We start from the raw sequence: 20,435 nt of genomic DNA on the forward strand, positions 1-20,435 counted from the left end.
GAATAACACTTTATGTATCTTATCTTGTTTCTGCAATAAAAAGCACCGATTCAATCCGGTGTTTCATTTTATTCAAATAAATTCTTCCTTTCTATGAATAAATAAAGGTTATCACTATTTTTGATTCATGTTCCTTTTTACAAAACACATAAGTAACCGGCATGGTTTTGTTGCGCGCCTGTTGAGTGACAGACTTGGGATTCCTGTAAAGTGGGTGGACGATCCGGAATACCTGAACTCCGATGCTGATGTTGTTGTTTATGATTCCGAACCATACGGGGGCAGGTTGACGATATATGATTCCGGTTTTTTATCTGAAAAAGGTCTGAGAGACCAAGCGCCGGAGTTTAAGATGCAGTTATTTCCGGCAAATGGTAATTTTATATTTGATTTTGATCTGTTCAGTGCCGTGTTTTATGTTGTTTCGAGGTATGAAGAATATTTTAAGAATGATCCGGATAAACATGGTCGGTTTAAACCTGAAAAGAGTTACTTATACACACAAAATCTTCTAAACATACCGATAGCTGATGAGTGGATATACAGATTCGGGAAATTGCTTACGGAACATTTTGAGATCACGCTCAATCCGCCACAATTCAGGTTACAGCCAACGATAGATGTGGATGTAGCCTATGCCTATCTTGGCAGACCTTTCTGGCTGACACTGGCGGGTTACGCTAGAGACGTTATGAACCGCCGGTTTAAGCTTGCTGCTGAGCGTTTCAGGGTCAATACAGGGCTGAAAAAGGATCCATATGACACCTATAATGAATTCAAAAAGCTTTGTGCTGAAAATTCGGTTAAACCGGCATTCTTCTTTCAGCTGGGAACACGGGATAAATACGACAAAAACCTGTATCCGTTGCAGCCTCTGATGACAAACCTGATAAATGATACTGCTGAGTGGGCAGAGCTTGGCATACATCCGTCGTACAGGTCAAATGATGTACCTGACAGTCTGCAATATGAAATGAATTTGTTCCATCGGATTGTCAACATGAAACCTACGTGTTCCCGGCAACACTACCTTCGTTTTTCGCTGCCTGAAACATTTCAAAGGCTTGCCGCTCATGGTGTGGAAAAAGAATATTCCATGGGCTATGCTCACGTTACCGGCTTCAGAGCCGGAACCTGCCATCCGTTTCCTTTTTTTGATCTGACCACCAATACCGAAACAGAATTGATTATAAAACCATTTGTTCTGATGGACGGGACTTTGAAAGATCATCTGAAACTCGGTGTGGAGGAAGCCAAAATGCAGATTGAACAGCTTATAAAGACGACCAGGAATTATCATGGTGAATTTATATTTATCTGGCATAACTCGTCACTCGATGGACCGGGAGACTGGCAAAACTGGTACCAGGTTTTAGAGCATATATTTAAAGTTAGTGTCAAATGATCCGTTTCCTGAAAAGAAAAGATATTGATGATTCAAAATGGGATGCTCTTGTTGCACATTCATGGCATGAAACCAGCTACGGTTATTGCTGGTATCTGGATCGTGTTACAAGCGAATGGCACGGCCTGGTCCTGGATGATTATTCTGCAGTGATGCCGCTGGCTACTTCTGTAAAATTCGGGATACCGTATGTGCTTAATGTCCCTTTTATGCAGTATACCACAGTTTATGGCACCAGACCTGATCCTGGATTATTCAGGCGGTTTATGGAAGCTGTTCCTGACAGATTCAGATTTCTGGATTTTAAGGTTTTCTTACCCTTTGAACCCCAATTGGATAACGCAGAAGTTACATCTCATACCAACCTGGTTCTTGATTTGAATAATCCGTTATCCGATCTTAAGACCGGGTTTAATACAAATACAAAACGAAATTTAAAGAAGGCTGATAGACAGAATATTACGGTCAGATCAATGGTTGATCCTGAACCTCTGCTGGAAACCTACAGGCAATTCAAATTACGTAAGTATAACTCAAAATTTGATGATCTTCTCAAAGGCAGGATCAGAGATATCATACATTATGGCGTTGAAAACGGACTGGGAGATTTAGTTTATGCCTATGATTCGGACAACAGATATCTGGGAGGTACCTATTTCCAAAAGTCCGGTTCCCGGTTTATTTATCTTTTTTCCGCAGCTGAAGAAACTGCACAGAAAACCGGAGCGATGGCTTTTATTGTATGGAAACAGATAGAGAAAAACGCAGGAAAGAGGAAAATTCTCGATTTTGAAGGATCGGATATTGAAGGTATTGCACGCTTTTACAAGGGATTTGGTTCAACCGAAGAAAAATATTACCATATTAAAATAAACAGGCTCCCCCGGATCATTAAATGGATAAAAGATTAGTTTTGCAATCTGATTTAAAATAATCCAAATGAAGAAATTAGTTTTACTTTTACCTGTACTGTTGCTCTTTTGGGCTTGTGAAAAGGATAGCAATGCGCCAGCAGATAATTCATTCAATCTGTTTACGGTTGACGATGATATTGCCCTGGGACAGCAGTTAAGGGATACCATTTTAAATGATCCTGAGCATTATTCCGTTCTGGATTCAGCTGAATACACTGAAGCATATCAATATCTGGATTCTCTGAAAACCCTTTTGCTTTCTACAGATCAGGTAGCCTATAACGATCGGTTTGAGTGGCAGTTATTTATTATAGAAGACTCGACAGTCAATGCATTTTGTGCTCCGGGAGGATATATTTTCTTTTATACCGGCATTTTTAATGTGATTGAAAATGAAGCACAGCTTACCGGAATCCTTGCACATGAAATGGCGCATGCAGCCCGAAGGCACACAACCGATAATATGACTCAAACCCAGGGAATTGCATTATTACTGAATATTTTATTAGGTGATGAGCCTTCAGAACTGGCTGTTATGGCTTCTAACCTGGCCCTGGGACTCGAAGGCCTGGCATTTAGCAGAAAACAGGAATATGAAGCCGATGAATATGCCGTTAAGTATATGTCGGCTTCAGGAGATTGGGAACCAAGGGCAATCGGAGATTTTTTTGATATTTTAAAAGAGATGCAGGGAGAATCATATACCCCTGTATTTTTGAGTACTCATCCATCGCCGGAGGACCGGTCTGAAAAAATACAGGAACACTGGACCACATATTCCGGAAAAGATGGAGCGTATCATACCGAAAGGTACTTAAAGTTTAAAGCATTGTTCCAGTAACAAAAAACCACAGAAGCTTCTGTGGTTTTTTGATATGTAGTCCTGTCGGTTTTACGATTTAGCATACTTAAGTAATATCTCTTTGGTGGATGGATCAGATGGATGCGTAGCTGTCGCATCAATTATTTTACCGTCCTTTCCGATAAGGATAAACCGTGGTATGCCCTCTATGATATATTTCTTTACAATATCAGATTCACCGGCTTTATCTGCAAAGATCTGATAACCCTGCAGTTTTTCACTTTTAACCATTTGTTCCCAATCGCTCTTATCAGGATCGATGGATACACTTACAAAAGCGATATCCTCATCGTGTAAATCCGCTTCCAGTTTTTTAAGAAATGGGATTTCATATTTGCAGGGGCCGCACCAGGTAGCCCAAACGTCAACGTATACGACTTTGCCTTTAAGCTGGTCAAGAGACACCATATTGCCATTCATGTCGGGATAGGAAAAGTCAGGTGCCGGCATACCGGGTTTAATGGAATTAAACGTTTCCATCTTTGATCTGAATTCATCAATATCCTTGTCATTCGATAATACCTCCAGGTATCTGTTTTCTGCAATAGTTTTCTGACTTTCGGTCATTCGTGGATACATCCTGAATATGTTCTTTGCAAGATCGTTTTTAATTTCCGGGTCTGCATCCAGTGAGTCAATCGCATCGATTGACTTATTCAGGTATACATCAGATTCTGAATCATCCTTATATTCACCTAAAGCATTATCAATTTTAATCTGATATTCATTTAAAACAAAGGTTTTGTACGAAGGAAGATACTTATAATAGGTCATATTATTCAGGGGAATATCTTCACCAACCAGTGCAAATGATTCCGGAATGGCAGATGTATCGCCAGGAGCATAACGGGAATGGTAAGCCGGATAATACTTATAAATCTGTGCAACATTGATATTGGCATACATCTTAATCATATCCGTAAATTCCGGCGACACTTTAGTCGCTGTTTTAAAACTGTCGATCAGTGCAAAATTCCGGTCCAGTTCAGACTTGAGATAATCATCGAATTTAGATGCCGGGAAAGCAAGCAGTTGTCTAACCGGAATCTTCGATGTATTTTCTACCACTTTAAGTGTCAACTGACTCTCAGGACTTCCCTCAATATTGACCAGGTCATATTTCCTGTTTTTCAAATCCTGAAGATCAAAACTTACCTTTATTTTGTCTCCCGGCTTTGCATAGAGCCAGAAGCCATAACGGTCGATGATAAAATCAAGGAATTGTCCTCTGTCTATTTTTACGACATCACTAAAACTTCCATCAGTTAAATTCAGCGTATCTATCACACCTGAAGCACTGTTTCTGATATAAAGGGTCGCATCACCTGCATTTGTTATATTTCCTGTTATTTCAGCTTCATCAGCAGGTTTACATGAAGAAACCAAAGCTATTAATGCCAGGATAAAAAAAGTCTGTTTCATAATCTTAATCAATATTATTTTTATTTAAATTAAACACATTTATATGTTTGTTAATAGTAGTTTTAAGTGATTTTTTTGCTGGGTGGTATAAAATTCAGATTGTATTAAATCATCCAGATACCCCTGCCGGCAGCGGTTTAACTCGTTTGTATCACCTTTTGCCTTTAATATTCTTAACAAGAACCATTTATAAATGTAGTTGTTTGGATAGCATGCGACAAGTTCCCTAGCATTTTTTAACGCTTGATTAAAATCTTTTTCTCCTTCAAAATATATTCGTACCAGAAAATACAGCGCTTCGGTTTTAACAAAAGCTGAGGGGGAATCCTTAAGGTGCTCAAGCATGTTAATTCCGGAACGCTTACTGGACTCCGGCCAGTCATTAAGGATATACTTTGCAGCAAACGTATTTTCTCTCGTAAACGTAATGTAATAGTTATAAAGTCCCCAGTAGAGCATGTTGAAATCATTGGCCGGTTCCGGTTCGTACTGATTAAAAAATGCTTTAATGTCGTCAAACAGCAGGAGGGGAGCAATGTAATTTGACCTGGATACATGAACCCTGAGTTTTAAGAGCACGACAGATACCTGGTATATTTGCTGTAAAGAATCGCTTTCAGGTGGTGTAACTTTATGCCTAAGGTATTCGCTGCAGGTTTTGATATTGTAGTCCGGTTCGTTTCCACTAAGGTATTCCCAGTAATAGGAATATGCATAGGGGAGAACCTTGTATTCTTTATCAATTTGTAGGTTGCCGGTTAGTTCTCTTGCTTCTGTGAACCGGAAATCATATATAAGACTTACAATGGAATCCAGTTGAGCCAGTTTGAATTCCCTCGCAAATGCAGGTTGCAATCCTAATACCAGGAGTAAAGATGTCAGGACGAGCAAGCCATATTTCCTATTGTTCTGACCCAATTTCAAGAATCTGATTAAATACCTCGTTTTTAACTTCCATCAGTTTGTGTTCGGCCATGTGTTTAGCTTTTTCTGCGCCACCCATGTAATACCGCTGAAACCATGGACCAAATAAAAACAGTCCGTCGAAACCGGAGTAGATAATACCAACTTTTATCATGCCGTACATGAGTGCACTCAGCAGCAGAAAAGAGTTTGCTCCTTCCTTTATGTTTCCGGTATAAATCTGACCAAGGCCCGGCAGGATGTAGCTCATGGTCTCTACTTTGGCCGGCCGGTGTCGTTTCTGCATTTTTTTCAGATAGGCAAATTGCGCATCAAGCTGGTTTATTTCCTCCGGAGAGAAGTTCTTTGCAAAGCTTGCCCTTGCATTATCAAAATCTTCCATGCCGTAATACACAACGCCAAGGTAGAACCAAAATGTTTCTGACTGAACCGAACCATAGAGGGAATCAACATTTACCAGTTCATAATAAGCATTTGAAAACCGCTTTCTCAAGATGTTAGAATAGGTTTTTTGAAGTAATATTTCGGTTTTCAGACTATCATCTTTCAGGGCAAAATATGCTTTGTCATAAAAAATGTCTGACAAATCGTATGCTCCCGTTTTAAAATAGCACTCTCCAATGCTCCTGTAGCTTTCTGCAGTATGTTGAGTACCGAGAAAGAGCGCACGGTTAAATTCCCTGGCAGCATCGCTGAAATTCTCTTTTTCGAATTGCTGTCTGGCAAACTGGTACGCCTGCTCTCCAACCTGTGCTGAAGAGGAAAAAATAAACAGGCTAAAAATCAGATATATATAGTTTCGTTTTTGTAACAATTTCATCTTCCTGTGAATGGTTGTATTTTCTAACTGCATTATATCCCCCATAAACATTTCCTGAATAATAACCTACAGCCATAGCTCCAAGGAACCATGTATATGGGTTTTTTATGCCGTATTTGTCATAAGCCCTGTATGCCAGGAATCCAGAAACAGATGTCATGAAAAAACCAACCAAACCATCGGCCCAGTTGCCGGCATACACTTTTCCTGATCCTGGAAGTACTGCAGAAAAAAGGGCGCCGAGGGCCGGATGTTTTCGGTTCATGTTTTTACTTTCATCTACCAGATTTAACAGGGGAGAGATGTTCGGTTCATTTCCACTAAGCTGAGCAGCAGCGTCCCAGGCTTTCTGCCATTCTTTTTGAACAAGTCGTGTGGAAACAATGTATTTTTGTTTATGTGAAAGGCAACAGTTTTTTTCAATAAAGGACATACAGGTTTCATAATCCCCGTTTTTAATCAGGAGGCTGGCATACAAAGTACCGTAGCTGTCGGGCATAAAACTCAGATTAGCATCGTGGCTGTAGTTTTTATACGCACTAAGAGCCTTATCCTTTTGATTGAGAATGGAGTATGTCTTAAACAGCATAAAGTTACTGACAGAATCACCGGGCTCAAAATATACCGCACGTTCAAATTCCTGAACGGCAAGACTGTATTGATTTGTGTTGAACAGATACTGTCCGAATTTGAGCGAATGTTCAAAATCATATGCCGTTTGCGAGAAGGCATAACCGGATAAGAACAATAAAGTAAGGAGGAGATTAATCTTTAACCGGGTCATAAAACTGTCCTGATTTATGTAAGGTGTAATACTTTGGAGATGCAAACGGATGACACCGGGTAAGCCGGTCGAAAATCTTAAAAACTGATTTTGGAAAGGGTTCCTGACGGAGACAATCTACAGCGTAGACCGAACAACTTGGATAAAAAACGCAGGACTGCATATCCTGTGAGGAGAAGAACGTTTTATATCCAACAAAAAGAACGGCAGCTGTAAATTCCAGTTCATTAGAGCTGTTTTTGATATAGGAATTATACGAGGTATGGCCAGAAACGTCAAAAAGGTTCTTCAGTTGCTGTTTTTCTTTCTGAGCCTTAATGCCGCCTGCAGTAAAAATAAGACCTGCAATAATGAGTAGTTTTAGTTTCATTGTGCAGGTATTTTAAAGTTATACATATCCTCGTTTGTAGTTTCATTCAGCTTTATATCAGCAAGATTGGTAATTTGCATGTACTGCGAAGAATCATTATAATAAGTCACGCTTAGAATCTCACTTGGTATTTCAGTGCCATCAATACTTTGATACTTTTTAAAGATCTGACGGCTGAGAATTTTCATATCCTTATCATAGATAACTACAGAATACAAACGTTTATCTTTATTAGCAACCAGAATTTTACCTACATATTTTCCAATTATTCCGTTCGGCAGCCATGATGTTACAACAACACCCTTTTTTCGTTCTACATTTTTAATTTCAAATCCGGCATTATCCAAACCATAGTTGGCAAAGGTACTGCTCAATAAATAACTGAACATGGTATGCTCCGGCGGGATAACATTTCTTCTTGTTTCCATTAAAGTATCACCATGGTATACATATAGAAATGTGTCTTTTATAACATAAGTTTCTCTTTTAGGGAAGGTATTTTTAAAAACCAGGGTTTTAATATTTTTATCAAAATAAACTTCACCTTTTGTGACCCGGTACATACTGTCCAGACCCTTGGATTTAAAGAGAAAATCGGAATGTATCCGGTAAGCTTCCTGAGCTCTTCCTGTTACCGAAATAATTATTGCAGCAAAAATTATAAGGACAAATCTTTTCATAGAAAAAGTAAAAAAGCCCGGATTTTCACCGGGCTATGTAATTTTAATAAAATGCAATTCCTCCGACACCCCAGATTAATGTAGCTATTATACAACCCCAAAGGGCTTTTCTGGTTTCGTCTCTATCCTGGTCAGTAAGGAAGTAAACTAATACTAATCCAACTATACCAAATACACATCCCCATAAGAAAGAAGGAATACCAAGTGGAGGCCCCATCTCACCGTCTGCCGGCAAAGGCAATGATGAAGATGAACTGACTAATTCCAGATTAGTAACATCCTGTGAAGCCAGCTCCTCATAGGTGACATCATTTTGAGAAATCAGATTTGTTACATCGTCTATCTCTGCAAATGCGTCATAAATGGCGTCTTCACTGAAATTTACAACCTCCTGAGCTTCATTTGAAAGATCAGTACCGTTAAAAGGCAAGGCTCCTGCAAATGTCTGAGCATTAAAAAGTACTAATGCCAGCATTACTGAAGCAGTTTTAAGAAAAAGTTTTTTCATAATAGCTATTTTTAGTGATTGATTTTTAGTCGTAGCAGCGACTCATACAAATATAGGTTTTGTATATAAGAATTGCAATTTCAACAGAATAAAAAAAGCCAGCTTTAGAAGTGGCTTTTTTTATTTCAGTAATCTGTATTGCTAAATTAATATCCATAAAATGAATATGAGAATACAAGGCTTCCTACAAAATATAATCCCCATACACCTGCGTTAGCTATACAACCCCAAAGGGCTTTTCTGGTTTCATCTTTATTTTCTTCAGTTAATAAATATACCAGGAGCAAACCAACCCAACTGAGTAAGCAACCCCATAAAAATGAAGGTATGCCTAATGGAGGACCATCAACACCGCTTTCATCAGCGCTTAATGGTAAGGAAGCATCCATACTTACGTTTTCCAGTATTGAGTTATCAGTGATCTCATCTGCAGAGACATCGCTGGATAACAACATGTCGGATAACGCATCAATTTCCTGAAATTCACTGTAAATAGCATCTTCGTTGAAGTTAACCAGTTCCTGTGCTTCATCACTAAAATCTGTCCCTAATAAAGGAGATGCGAAAGTCTGCAGATTTAGCAGGATTAATGCTAAAAATACAGCTAAGAATTTTTGAAAAAATTTAGCCATGGTTATAATATTTGGGTTAATAATACGAATAACAAATATAGTAGATCAATTCTACATAGTCAAGAAAAAAGCCATCCAGATTTTATCTGAATGGCTTTCAATACAGTTTTATTTCACTTATTGGTTCACAGCCTCAACAATATAAACCGCATAAACAACACCTGCCAGGATGTAACTCATCAGGCAACCAGTGAATGCTTTTTTAGCTTCTCTGTTATCTTCTGTGATCACTTTTACCAGGATAATTCCGGTAACGCCACCAACACAACCCCATAAAAATGAAGGTATTCCAAATGCCTCATCCATAGCATAAGGATCATCTTCACTTGCCAGGGGCAGAAGAGCAGCAGCATCGTTTATGTTATCAGCATATTCCCCTAATACTGAACTTTCAAAAGAGTCATATATTTCACTCTCATTGAAAGCAAAGAATTCATCAATTTCATTGTCCGAATTCAGACTGGTTACATAATTTCCCGCCTGGGTCTGGCTGGTAAAAATGATTAAAGCAAACAATAGTGACGTAATTTTCAAGAGTCTTTTTTTCATAATTAAAATATATTAAGTGAGATGTTTTGTCTGTCGTATATTGAAACTAAAGTGATTATCAGGGCAACAGTATTAAAAAAACAGCCGGTAAATGCATTATTGGTTTGTTTTATGTTTCGGTCAGTGGCGGCATAAATAAACATAACGCCCGGCACACCAAAGGCACAACCCCACAGAACAGAAGGAATACCCATCGATGTTTTATAATTAATTTCTTCCCGAGACTGGTCAAAAGCAACATGTTCCTTGTTTAGAATTATACTGGACGGAATTTCTGCTTCCGCTGAATTGTTGTGCTTGTTGAGTTGATTAACAAAGTATTCTATTTCCGAAAATGCGGCATAGATTTGATCATCCTTGAAGTTTAAAATCTCATCCGCTAAAGATGAACTATTGTGTTCCGAATAAAAATCTGATGAATATGCAGTATTAGATATAAAAGCAAAGCATAGGATAATCCAAACAGGTATGTCCAAATTTTTCATTCAACAAGTAATTTGAATCAAATATAGTATAATTTCTCTTTATTCCTGCCTCATATACTTATAATTCAACATTAATTCCAAATACCAGTTCCTTTATAGGCGTTGAAAAGTTGGTATCAAAACCATAATCAAACCATTCAGTGTTCAGGTTTATGTCAGGATCAGCTCCTGAGTACTTTGTCCATGTAATCAGGTTTTTACCAGTTATATATAAGGAAAGGTTTTTAAGATGCAGTTTCCCACAAATATGTTCAGGAACACTATATTTAAGTGTTAAAGCTTTTAAACGTAAAAAAGAACCATCTTCTACAAAGCGGGTTGATCCTAACCAGTTATAGCCATATTGATATAATGCTCGTGGAATTTCTGCAATATCGCCGTCTTTTCGCCATCTATCATTTACAGCAACAGTTTGATTGTCGAATGAATACATGTTTTCGAGCTCCATCCTTGCCATGTTGACAACACTGTTTCCAACCCGAAAGTTGAAGAATGTCCCCAGCCACAATCCCTTCCATTTTAACTCAGGTCCCGCAGTTCCGGATAAAATTGGTCTGGCATCACCAATAACGGTAATATCTTTTTCATTTATGTAGCCATCATGGTTCAGATCCTCATAAATTGCATCGCCTCCCTGAAAATAAAAAGAATCTGAGCCGGGACCAAGTATTACCGGTAGTGGTTTCCCTTCGCTGTCTGTCATGACATTGCCCTTCTCATCCCTTGCAATGGGAGCATTTTCCTGACTGCCGGTAATATAATTATTATAGCGGTATACCCCCAGGTAATTATAACCCTTTATCTCACCAAATGGTTGATTGAGTTTTATTTCGCTGTAGTATGTTCCGTTGGGACCTGAAATATAAGGTGAGCTAGAATAGTTTAAGCTGGATAATGATTTTTGTCGAGTATTCAGTTGAATATTAAACCGGATAAAAAAATCTTGTTTTTGGATCAAATACGCATTCAGATCAATCTCCCAACCCTTAACATCGGTGCTTTGATATATCATTAATGGATGATCAATGATTCCCGATGTATATGGCATTGTGTTTTTTAGGATAAGTTGATCATTCAGGGAGTTTTTAAAGTAACTAATCTTCAGGTCAGCCTTATCCCTGAATAGTGACATGAAAAGGTCAAGATGTTTGTACTGAAAAGATTCTGTATTGTCAATTCTGGTGATTTCAATAGTTTGGTTTGTATACGAAGTAGTGGTGTAATAAAAGGAGTTTTGCTGATGAATTTTTCCAAGCGTCGCTTTTATTGCCATAGTACTAATAACTGGTTTTAAAAGGAAATACTTTTCATTTGAAAGGATCCATTTTACGCTTGATGAATAATTCAGGGCAGGATCGTATTCGATCTCTTCATATTTTTTTATTTCACTTAGTCCTGAAAACTTAAATTCATATTTGTGATAAGCCTTGTAACTAATTCCCGCTAAAATGTTACTGATATTTGTTTCTTTACCTGGTATGTTGGTATGGCTCTTATAAAAGGGACCTTCTGCTGAATCATTATATTTTAAATTTTCATGGCGAAAGTAATATTCACCGAATAATTTAACGCTGTGATTGATACCTATGTAGGGATTGAAAGAGATTTGATTCTGTAGATTGAAGTTCTTTGAAGTGTATTCGTAGTTAAAAGTTGTACCTTGTAATTCGGGATTGGATAAATAATGAAAGAGATCCGGTAAAAAATCGGTTCTTAAATTATTGTAATGAGTGAAGTCAATTCTTAGATTATAGCAAACCGCTTGTAAAGGATTCAACACTAGTTTTATACTCGGATTTATGCGTGGCAACTCAGTTGAACTTGAAGCAAAGTTGGCAAAAGCAACCGGGTTTGGGTAGTCTTCGCCCTGAAGACTTGGCCGAGGTAAAAAGAAATCATCAGTTTTTTGACCGTCAACTGTATATTCATAAACTGACATATTAGGCATCATTTTTAGAGCAAGTTCTCTAATATCCATGGCTTTATTGGATTTGTAATAATCTGTAAGGTAATGATGTGCATAATTGATACCTCCTGAGATGTACAGAAGGTCTTTAATTTTATAATCCAAAAACAACCTGAAATTATAGTCTGTATTTCCGGTATTCATAATGGTTCCAGATCCTTTGTTGAACATGGTACTGAACCGGTAGCCTAATCCATTACGCCGACCGTTTAGTGTTAAGGCATGTTCCTGCTGAAAACCGGTTTGCGTAATTGCACTAAACCAGTCAGTATTTTTATTATAATTATAGTAATCAATAAATGTAAGGTCATAATTAAACTCATCAATATCAGATGCATATTCATCGTTATATGGATTATATAATGCCTGTTTCATTACCATTGAATAATCATCCCCGCTTAGCATCTTATAACCGGGTTTTTCCCAGCTGACACGGGTTTTTAAACTATAGTTGATATTGAGTTTAGTGTCAGAAGCTTTTTTTGAAGTGATGTATATAGCTCCGTTTTTTGCAGCTGAACCGTAGCTCATCAAATCGGTAGGGTCAGTTAATATTGTAACAGTTTCAATTTCTTCTTCTGAAATTCCAAGCAAATTGGCTATGTCACTAAGATCTGCTGTGGCATAATTTATTATATCCGAACTAAAGGTGTAGTATGGCATTCCATCCAGAATAATCAGTGGTTGCCCGAACAGGTTTAGTTTGCTGGTACCGGTGACCTGCGAGGAAAGTCCCATGCCATATTGCCCGGCCTTCAGCATATTATTTCCCTGGATAGAATCGGGGGAAGAACCTGTAACAGGAAAGAGGTTCGATACAGTAATGAATATGGTCAGAATCAAACAGAATTTTAGGGTTTCTTTTTTCATGGTTACATGATGTTATAATCCAACATTAATGCCAAAAATCACTTCGCGAATTGGTACTGCATAGTTAGAATCAAAACCGTAATTATACCAGTCTGTATTCAGATTAATGTCAGGATCCGCTCCGTTGTACTTTGTCCAGGTGATCAGGTTTTTACCAGTAGCATAAAAGGACAGGCTTGTCAGATGCAGTTTCCTACAGATATGTTCAGGCAAAGCATATTTAAGCGTTAAAGCTTTTAAACGCAAAAATGAACCGTCTTCAACAAAGCGGGTTGATGCCAGATTGTTGTAACCAGAGGATAATAAAGCTCTTGGCATCGTAGTTACATCTCCGGGTGTTCTCCATCTGTCAAGCGTTTCGACTGATTGATTTGAGGTTGAATACATATTCACCAGATTCATTCCTGTAAGATTAACAACATCATTGCCATAACTGAAGTTAAAAAATGTTCCCAGCCAGAAACGCTTATATGTTAAATCAGGTCCGAATGTTCCTGTAAGTAATGGTCTGGTGTTTCCTATAACGACTAGATCATTCTCATCAATGGTCCCGTCAAAGTTCTGATCCTGGTATTTAGCATCTCCACCCTGAAAGATATAGTTTACATCATTTGCTTTGTAAGTAACAGGAACAGGATATCCGTTTATATCTCTGATAATATTTCCATTTACATCTCTGGCAACAGGTGCATTTTCCTGTGAACCGGCAATATAAGTGTCGTATTGATATACCCCCATATATTTAAGTCCTGTAATTTCTCCAAAAGCATTTTGGGTATTAACATGATTCAGATAGTTTAAATCCCATAATTCATTCAGAGTAAAAGAAGTTGGATAGTTTTTTTCAGCAATGTATTTTTTACTCCAATCCAGTTGCATGAAGAAATTGATAAGGAATTCTGTTTGTTTGACAATCTTGGTGCTAAGATTTATTGCCCAACCTTTTATTTCTGTATTTTGAGTTAATCCAAATACATCACTGTATCCACTAGCCGGCTGAAGGATGGTTGGAACCGGCGAATTCTTCAATGAGTTTTGAAAATAGCTTATATTTAACGTTGATGTATGATTAAGAATTTCAAGATACAGGTTAGCTTCCTTACGTAAAGTTTGTTCAATGCCTTCTGTATTTAACCTTAGTGTTGAAGAAGGGATGTACTTGTAGGCTTCAGTATAATAGGCGCCAGGGAAATTAATGCTTCCCAAAGATGCATTTAAAGCGGTATGATTTAATACATGATTTTGTTTAAAAAAAGGTTCATTTGAAATAATCCATTCAGCATGTACACCATAGTTGTATGTTCTGTCCAGTTTTTTATTCGCTATTTTTATTCTTTCTGAAGAACCGTTTATTTCAAACAGATATCTGTCAAGCAAATTGTAGTGCAACCCTGCCAAAAACATATTTGACTTTTCATTATAAACTATTGGGTCGTATATGTATTGGGATGAGAAACCGGTTTCGGTTTCTTTAATAATGTTTTTCGTTGACTGGAAATGATATTCACCTGATATGGATAATTTCTGATTTTTTTTAGTGAGGAGTTGATACGTAAAAGTGTTTCGAATATTTAATATGCCGTTCTTATGATTCGTACTCGAAATATTTTCTGCAATTTGATCAAATGAGAAGATGTTGAAAAGATAAGGATTGATTACGTTATTTTCTATTTGAAACTGGTTAAAATCAAGTTTGAAATTGTACAACAGAGCTTTTAGTGGATTTAGTTCTATATTTATAACTGGTGTAAGTTGTGACACCAAGATATTGTTCTCTGAGTATTCTGCATAAGCTACGGGATTTGGAAAATTATATCCCTGAAAACTTCGCGATGGCAAAAATAATTTACTTGTCTTTTCACCTTCGTCCGAATATTCATATACGGACATGTTGGGCATCATTCTTAATGCCAGTTCTCTGATGTCAGAAAAGGTTTCAGGGATATTGCAATTTTCAGAAGTAAGTTTATTGTAATTAAGCCCGGCAGAGACATATCCGATGTTTTTTATTTTGTAATCCAATAATAATCTGAAATTGTAATCCTTGCTTCCTGTATTGATAATGGTTCCCTTACCTTTTCTAAACATAGTTGATGCTCTGTAGCCGATGCCTTTTACGCTTCCATTAAGCGATAAGGTATGCTCCTGCAAAAATCCGGTTTGTGTGATTTCCTTAAACCAGTTTGTATTCTGGCCAAAATTGTAATAGTAATATGGTTCTGTAGGCTGGTAAAGAAGTTCCTTATGTGTATATACCTCCAAAGGTGTCCCATATCCATTCATGTAAGCCTCTTTTATAAGTGTGGCATACTGTTCGCCACTTAACACGTCGTAAGCTGCCTTTTCCCAGCTGACACGGGTTTTTAAACTATAGTTGATATTGAGTTTAGTGTCAGAAGCTTTTTTTGTAGTGATATATATAGCTCCGTTTCTTGCAGCTGAACCGAAGCTCATTAATTCGGTAGGATCAGTTAATATTGTAACTGATTCAATTTCTTCTTCTGAAATTCCAAGCATATTGGCTATGTCACTAAGATCTGTGGTGGTATAATTTATAATATCTGAACTGAATGTATAATATGGCATTCCATCCAGAATAATCAGTGGTTGCCCGAACAGGTTTAGTTTACTGGTTCCGGAAACCTGCGATGATAGTCCCATGCCGTAGTTCCCGGCTTTAAGACTGTTCTTTGCTGATATCGTATCTGTTTGTGCCTGAAGTAAAGTTGGCTGATAAAGAATAAACGCAAAAAATATGCATGGGATATAACGTCCGATAAATAATGACAACAACAGGTTTTTCATGTTTTGATTCCGTCAGCGTTAATGATTTGTGGTAAACAGATTAAAAGTAATGTTTTAATTGATCGGATCAAAAATATGCAACAAAAAAGAGCCACCCATTGGCAGCTCTTTATTATTTTAAAATGCGATAATTCACTTAAAATCTTCCGATTCCTGATCCTTCGATTGGGATCAGCGCCTATTTTCAGGAGAGCAAATTTATCTTGTGTCTTAATGATCACATATTCATTCCACCGCAAACATGCAGTACCTGTCCGGTGACATATTGCGAGAGGTCAGAAGCAAGGAAAATACAGGCATTGGCCACATCTTCAGGTGTACCACCACGTTTCAATGGAATTGTTTTAGCCCATTCCTGTTTAACTTCATCAGACAGTTTATTGGTCATTTCAGTAATGATGAAACCCGGTGCGATTGCGTTACTTCTGATACCGCGTGATCCAAGTTCTTTGGCAACAGATTTTGTAAAACCAATCATCCCGGCTTTAGACGCGGAGTAGTTAGCCTGGCCGGCATTTCCACTAACGCCAACCACAGAACTCATGTTAATAATGGATCCGGCTCTTTGTTTCAGCATGATAGGCTGAACTGCTTTTGTGAAGTTGAAAACAGACTTCAGGTTGACGTTGATTACAGCATCCCACTGTTGTTCTGTCATACGCATCAGTAAGGTGTCCATTGTTATCCCGGCATTATTAACCAGTATATCAATCTGTCCGAAATCATTTTTTATGGCTTCAACAACCTGCTGAGTTTCTTCAAATTTACTGGCATCCGAAGCATAACCTTTTGCCTTTACACCAAAAGCTTCGATTTCTTTTTCCGTAGCCGTTGCATTTTCGTCAATTCTGAGGTCTGTGAATGCAATATTGGCACCTGCTTTGGCAAATTCAATGGCAATAGCCTTACCAATACCACGGGCTGCCCCTGTTATTAAAGCTGTTTTCCCTTCAAGTAGTTTCATTTTGTTATATTTTTATTAAACCGCGACAAATATACAAACTTAAGCGAACCATTTTATAATAATAACTTAAATATACTGCTATAGTTTAGGTGGTATTTTTGATTATCAGGTTGTTACACTCATTGTGCCATGATCCTGCACCTGTGGTTAAATGTTTCATACTGGATATAACGGTTGTTTTTCAATATAAATAAGCTAAAATGCAGTGCCGGCTTATTGTTGAAAATTGGAATGCATTATCTTTGTTGTTTATTGATGAAGAAAAACACTTTTAATATTATAGTAAAGCAAAAGTGCAATATCAGTTTATCATAACAATTACCGAGCATCGCTACCTGGGGTGGATTGTCGTTCCTACACTGGTTAAAAGGACGAATGAATCATTTATCACCTTTCATGAACAGGCATCTACATTTCATTTTGGAAAGGATGGATATGAGTTTGAAGCGCATGAAAAGCAGATAATTAAGTATTTCGAGAAGTTTTCGGAACATAATCTGGCTGCGCTGTTCAGTAAAACTAAAACAGTTAATGAGTTTTTCAGTCAGCTTACACTTGACCGGTTTGAGGAAAGAATCCGGCCGTTTATAGAGGAGTGGGCCGGAAAAATGCTGCTTTTAATTGTGGAGTACGAAATCCCGGTTTTTATCCGTAAACCCAACTATAACAATCTGTACGATGCCGATCAGTTAAAGATGGCCGGATCAGATTCAAAAACCATCTTTAATTTTAATGACGAAAAAACAGCCATTCATTACAGCCTTTCAATCCGGCACAGGGGAGAGGATATCAAATTACTGAATAAAAGTCTGCTCATCTTGAGTAATTCACCGGCCTGGGTAGTCATAGGCCATTCACTTTTCAATTTTAATGATGTGGATGCCAAAAAGCTGCAACCCTTTACAAAGAAAAGGCATATCGAAATTCCGGGATCAGCCAGAAATAAATACATGGAGACCTTTGTGCTCAATGCGATTAAAAACAACACAGTATTGACAAAGGGGTTTTCTATTATTGATAAGGAACCGGAACATTCAGCACATTTATTTCTGGAAGAGGACCTGGAAGGGCAACCTGTTCTGAGTCTCAAATTTAAATATGGTAACCGCTATTTTATTCGTAGTGGTAAAAAAGCTGTTGATGTAAGTTTTTATAAAGAAAATGATACTTATATATTTCAACGCTTTAACCGCAGATGGATTTGGGAAGAGCAGCTGGAACAGAAACTGACCGAAACCGGCTTAAAGAAGAAGCAGAATGCATTTTTCAGGCCGGAAGGATTTACGGATAATACATCGGTTAATCTTTATGTCCTGGTCAACTGGATCAACCAAAACACAAAAAAGCTGAATGAACTGGGTTTTGAAATAGATCAGAGTCATTATAAAACAAACTACTATACCGGACATATTGATTTGTCAATGGATATGTCGGATACCATAGACTGGTTTGAACTATATGGTACGGTAAAGCTCGGGGACTACAAAATTCCGTTTATCAGGTTTAAAAAGCATATACTAACCGGAACACGTGAATATCAGCTGCCTGATGGTGAGGTGGTTGTATTGCCTTTGGAATGGTTCACCCGTTACCAGGAGATCTTTAAGTTCAGTAAGGAAAAAGATGAAAAAATAGTCCTGGATAAAATCCATTTTAATCTGCTTCAGAACCGTGATGTAAGGCAGGTAGATCGTGAAGTGCTGGAAGATGTGTATTCGCACAGACCTGATATCAATATACCTGTTCCCGAAAGTTTGAATGCTACCCTCAGAACTTATCAGAAAGAAGGGTATTCATGGTTAATGCATTTACGTAAAAATGAATTCGGGGGATGTCTGGCAGATGATATGGGGCTGGGAAAAACGCTTCAGGCCTTAACGGTGTTGCAGTATATTTATGAGGGGAGTTTCGGAACAAGAAAGCGCAAAACAGTCAACCGTATCATTGATGATACAAAACCAAAAGAACAGCTGAATCTTTTTGACCAAAAGTTAAGTGATGAACCGGAAACTGAGGCCGAAGCACATCGGTTGCCGGCCAGCATTATTGTAATGCCTAAGTCCTTGTTGCATAACTGGCAGAACGAGATAAAGAAATTCTGCCCCGGGATGCTGGTGTACACGTATACAGGAAATAAACGCCTGCGTTCTATGGATATCTGGAAAATATTCAGGCATTTTAATGTTATTCTGACCTCTTACGGCGTGGTTCGGAATGACCTCGCATTTTTGAAAACCTATCAATATCATTATCTGATTCTGGATGAAAGCCATTTTATTAAAAATCCGTCATCTAAAATCTACCGGGCTGTCAATCAGCTGGAAGCAAAACACCGGCTTGCCATAACCGGAACACCCATAGAAAACTCACTGCAGGATCTTTGGGCGCAGTTCAATTTCATCAATCCCGGCTTACTTGGGTCTCAGAATTATTTTAAAAACCACTTTGTTATTCCCATTACTAAAAACAAGGATGAGAAGCGTGAAGAACGTCTGCAGAAGATTATTCAACCTTTCATCCTTAGAAGGACCAAGCATCAGGTGGCCAAGGATTTACCTCCTTTACATGAACAGGTCTTATATTGTGCAATGACGGATGACCAGAAGCAATTGTACGAAAAGGAAAAATCAGGAATACGCAATAATCTGCTGCAAAATATTGAACAGGCAGGTGTGGATAAAACGCGACTTCTGGCACTTCAGGGTTTAATGCGTCTGCGCTTAATGGCAAATCATCCGGTTCTGGTTAATAAGGATTATGAAGGTGATTCTGGTAAGTATGACCGGATCAAACGCAACCTGAAAAACCTGAAAGCTGAGAAACATAAGGTGCTGGTGTTTTCTTCATTTGTTAAACATTTAAAGATACTTGAAAAATACTTTCAGAAGAAAGACTGGAAATACAGTATGCTTACCGGCGCAACGGAAAACAGGGAACAGGTGATTGATGCATTTATGAACGATCCGGATAATCATGTGTTTCTGATCAGTCTGAAAGCAGGTGGTGTCGGATTGAACCTCACCGAAGCTGATTACGTATTTATTATTGATCCGTGGTGGAATCCGGCTGCCGAGATGCAGGCTGTTAACCGGGCTCATCGTATTGGGCAGGATAAGCACGTAATGGTTTACCGCTTTATTACAAGCGACTCCATTGAAGAAAAAATAAGCAAATTGCAGGAAAAGAAAAGTGAGCTGGCCAGTACATTTATCAATACCAATAATCCTTTTCAAAACCTCTCTCAGAAAGAAATTGATGAGTTGTTTAAATAGTTGGCGGTAGCCTTCAATGTCAGTATACAGTTATAATTTCCAACACATACCTTACAGGTTCTTCTGCTTTAAATATTAAAATATTTGCAGAAGATGCTGATAATTAAGTTTATACTGTTAAACATTTAAAGAACCGGTATTATAGTTAAGGGGATACTTAAGATTTATTAATGTACCGGACTACAATGATTATAAAATCTAAA

Annotated in this window: 17 protein-coding genes; 4 read left to right on the forward strand and 13 right to left on the reverse strand. The window is 37.9% G+C overall.

The window, feature by feature from the left end; all coding sequences use genetic code 11:
• Nucleotides 1-127: 127 nt before the first annotated feature.
• Genes ACE1EF_RS00225 through ACE1EF_RS00235 form a run of 3 tightly spaced genes read left to right on the forward strand, consistent with a single transcriptional unit; the run spans nucleotide 128 to nucleotide 3,160 of the window.
• Nucleotides 128-1,405 carry a polysaccharide deacetylase family protein gene (locus ACE1EF_RS00225; RefSeq protein ID WP_375718581.1) on the forward strand — a complete coding sequence of 426 codons (1,278 nt, stop codon included), beginning with the start codon at nucleotides 128-130 and terminating at the stop codon, nucleotides 1,403-1,405.
• Entirely contained in the window at nucleotides 1,402-2,316 is a 915-nt protein-coding gene (locus ACE1EF_RS00230) for a GNAT family N-acetyltransferase (protein ID WP_375718582.1), read from the forward strand. The genes ACE1EF_RS00225 and ACE1EF_RS00230 overlap by 4 nt, the downstream gene beginning before the upstream one ends.
• Before the next feature lie 28 nt (nucleotides 2,317-2,344).
• Nucleotides 2,345-3,160, forward strand: coding sequence for a M48 family metallopeptidase (locus ACE1EF_RS00235; protein ID WP_375718583.1), 816 nt, complete (start codon nucleotides 2,345-2,347; stop codon nucleotides 3,158-3,160).
• A gap of 51 nt (nucleotides 3,161-3,211) precedes the next feature.
• Here the strand turns inward: ACE1EF_RS00235 and ACE1EF_RS00240 are convergent, their stop codons facing one another.
• The 13 genes from ACE1EF_RS00240 to fabG all read right to left on the reverse strand — a co-directional run bounded on the left by ACE1EF_RS00240 (nucleotide 3,212) and on the right by fabG (nucleotide 16,960).
• Nucleotides 3,212-4,603: a TlpA family protein disulfide reductase gene (locus tag ACE1EF_RS00240; RefSeq protein WP_375718584.1), complete on the reverse strand. Its 1,392-nt coding sequence runs from the start codon at nucleotides 4,601-4,603 to the stop codon at nucleotides 3,212-3,214.
• A gap of 39 nt (nucleotides 4,604-4,642) precedes the next feature.
• On the reverse strand, nucleotides 4,643-5,521 hold the full coding sequence (locus tag ACE1EF_RS00245) for a hypothetical protein (RefSeq protein WP_375718585.1): 879 nt from the start codon (nucleotides 5,519-5,521) through the stop codon (nucleotides 4,643-4,645).
• Complete coding sequence (locus ACE1EF_RS00250; RefSeq protein ID WP_375718586.1) at nucleotides 5,505-6,347, reverse strand: DUF5683 domain-containing protein; 843 nt, start codon at nucleotides 6,345-6,347, stop codon at nucleotides 5,505-5,507. The genes ACE1EF_RS00245 and ACE1EF_RS00250 overlap by 17 nt, the downstream gene beginning before the upstream one ends.
• Nucleotides 6,304-7,131, reverse strand: a complete 828-nt coding sequence (locus ACE1EF_RS00255; RefSeq protein WP_375718587.1) for a tetratricopeptide repeat protein — start codon at nucleotides 7,129-7,131, stop codon at nucleotides 6,304-6,306. The genes ACE1EF_RS00250 and ACE1EF_RS00255 overlap by 44 nt, the downstream gene beginning before the upstream one ends.
• On the reverse strand, nucleotides 7,112-7,501 hold the full coding sequence (yidD, locus tag ACE1EF_RS00260; RefSeq protein WP_375718588.1) for a membrane protein insertion efficiency factor YidD: 390 nt from the start codon (nucleotides 7,499-7,501) through the stop codon (nucleotides 7,112-7,114). Before yidD ends, ACE1EF_RS00255 begins: the two co-directional genes overlap by 20 nt.
• Nucleotides 7,498-8,181, reverse strand: coding sequence for a hypothetical protein (locus ACE1EF_RS00265; protein WP_375718589.1), 684 nt, complete (start codon nucleotides 8,179-8,181; stop codon nucleotides 7,498-7,500). Before ACE1EF_RS00265 ends, yidD begins: the two co-directional genes overlap by 4 nt.
• A gap of 43 nt (nucleotides 8,182-8,224) precedes the next feature.
• On the reverse strand, nucleotides 8,225-8,689 hold the full coding sequence (locus ACE1EF_RS00270) for a hypothetical protein (protein ID WP_375718590.1): 465 nt from the start codon (nucleotides 8,687-8,689) through the stop codon (nucleotides 8,225-8,227).
• 146 nt (nucleotides 8,690-8,835) lie between these two features.
• Complete coding sequence (locus tag ACE1EF_RS00275; RefSeq protein ID WP_375718591.1) at nucleotides 8,836-9,321, reverse strand: hypothetical protein; 486 nt, start codon at nucleotides 9,319-9,321, stop codon at nucleotides 8,836-8,838.
• Nucleotides 9,322-9,438: 117 nt separating this feature from the next.
• Nucleotides 9,439-9,870: a hypothetical protein gene (locus ACE1EF_RS00280; protein ID WP_375718592.1), complete on the reverse strand. Its 432-nt coding sequence runs from the start codon at nucleotides 9,868-9,870 to the stop codon at nucleotides 9,439-9,441.
• 2 nt (nucleotides 9,871-9,872) lie between these two features.
• Nucleotides 9,873-10,355 (reverse strand): hypothetical protein, encoded by a 483-nt coding sequence (locus ACE1EF_RS00285; protein WP_375718593.1) that lies wholly within the window; start codon nucleotides 10,353-10,355, stop codon nucleotides 9,873-9,875.
• A 58-nt stretch (nucleotides 10,356-10,413) separates the two neighbouring features.
• Nucleotides 10,414-13,191: a SusC/RagA family TonB-linked outer membrane protein gene (locus ACE1EF_RS00290; RefSeq protein WP_375718594.1), complete on the reverse strand. Its 2,778-nt coding sequence runs from the start codon at nucleotides 13,189-13,191 to the stop codon at nucleotides 10,414-10,416.
• A 12-nt stretch (nucleotides 13,192-13,203) separates the two neighbouring features.
• Entirely contained in the window at nucleotides 13,204-15,996 is a 2,793-nt protein-coding gene (locus ACE1EF_RS00295) for a SusC/RagA family TonB-linked outer membrane protein (protein WP_375718595.1), read from the reverse strand.
• A gap of 217 nt (nucleotides 15,997-16,213) precedes the next feature.
• Nucleotides 16,214-16,960, reverse strand: a complete 747-nt coding sequence (gene fabG / locus ACE1EF_RS00300; RefSeq protein WP_375718596.1) for a 3-oxoacyl-[acyl-carrier-protein] reductase — start codon at nucleotides 16,958-16,960, stop codon at nucleotides 16,214-16,216.
• Between the two features lie 293 nt (nucleotides 16,961-17,253).
• Between fabG and ACE1EF_RS00305 the strand changes: the two genes are divergently transcribed.
• The gene (locus ACE1EF_RS00305; protein WP_375718597.1) at nucleotides 17,254-20,232 is read left to right on the forward strand and encodes a DEAD/DEAH box helicase; all 2,979 of its coding nucleotides are present in this window, start codon (nucleotides 17,254-17,256) and stop codon (nucleotides 20,230-20,232) included.
• Nucleotides 20,233-20,435: the final 203 nt, after the last annotated feature.

The organism is Quyinboa sediminis (genome assembly GCF_042219855.1).
Taxonomy (GTDB): Bacteria; Bacteroidota; Bacteroidia; order Bacteroidales; family UBA5342; genus JBHJHP01.

What these genes read in the sequence shown, in the direction of transcription:
- yidD (WP_375718588.1), bottom strand. Translation starts at nt 7,501, where the DNA reads ATGAAACTAAAACTACTCATTATTGCAGGTCTTATTTTTACTGCAGGC.
- ACE1EF_RS00235 (WP_375718583.1), top strand. Translation starts at nt 2,345, where the DNA reads ATGAAGAAATTAGTTTTACTTTTACCTGTACTGTTGCTCTTTTGGGCT.
- ACE1EF_RS00265 (WP_375718589.1), bottom strand. Translation starts at nt 8,181, where the DNA reads ATGAAAAGATTTGTCCTTATAATTTTTGCTGCAATAATTATTTCGGTA.
- ACE1EF_RS00280 (WP_375718592.1), bottom strand. Translation starts at nt 9,870, where the DNA reads ATGAAAAAAAGACTCTTGAAAATTACGTCACTATTGTTTGCTTTAATC.
- ACE1EF_RS00230 (WP_375718582.1), top strand. Translation starts at nt 1,402, where the DNA reads ATGATCCGTTTCCTGAAAAGAAAAGATATTGATGATTCAAAATGGGAT.
- ACE1EF_RS00275 (WP_375718591.1), bottom strand. Translation starts at nt 9,321, where the DNA reads ATGGCTAAATTTTTTCAAAAATTCTTAGCTGTATTTTTAGCATTAATC.
- ACE1EF_RS00285 (WP_375718593.1), bottom strand. Translation starts at nt 10,355, where the DNA reads ATGAAAAATTTGGACATACCTGTTTGGATTATCCTATGCTTTGCTTTT.
- ACE1EF_RS00240 (WP_375718584.1), bottom strand. Translation starts at nt 4,603, where the DNA reads ATGAAACAGACTTTTTTTATCCTGGCATTAATAGCTTTGGTTTCTTCA.
- ACE1EF_RS00290 (WP_375718594.1), bottom strand. Translation starts at nt 13,191, where the DNA reads ATGAAAAAAGAAACCCTAAAATTCTGTTTGATTCTGACCATATTCATT.
- ACE1EF_RS00255 (WP_375718587.1), bottom strand. Translation starts at nt 7,131, where the DNA reads ATGACCCGGTTAAAGATTAATCTCCTCCTTACTTTATTGTTCTTATCC.
- ACE1EF_RS00270 (WP_375718590.1), bottom strand. Translation starts at nt 8,689, where the DNA reads ATGAAAAAACTTTTTCTTAAAACTGCTTCAGTAATGCTGGCATTAGTA.
- ACE1EF_RS00250 (WP_375718586.1), bottom strand. Translation starts at nt 6,347, where the DNA reads ATGAAATTGTTACAAAAACGAAACTATATATATCTGATTTTTAGCCTG.
- ACE1EF_RS00295 (WP_375718595.1), bottom strand. Translation starts at nt 15,996, where the DNA reads ATGAAAAACCTGTTGTTGTCATTATTTATCGGACGTTATATCCCATGC.
- fabG (WP_375718596.1), bottom strand. Translation starts at nt 16,960, where the DNA reads ATGAAACTACTTGAAGGGAAAACAGCTTTAATAACAGGGGCAGCCCGT.
- ACE1EF_RS00225 (WP_375718581.1), top strand. Translation starts at nt 128, where the DNA reads ATGTTCCTTTTTACAAAACACATAAGTAACCGGCATGGTTTTGTTGCG.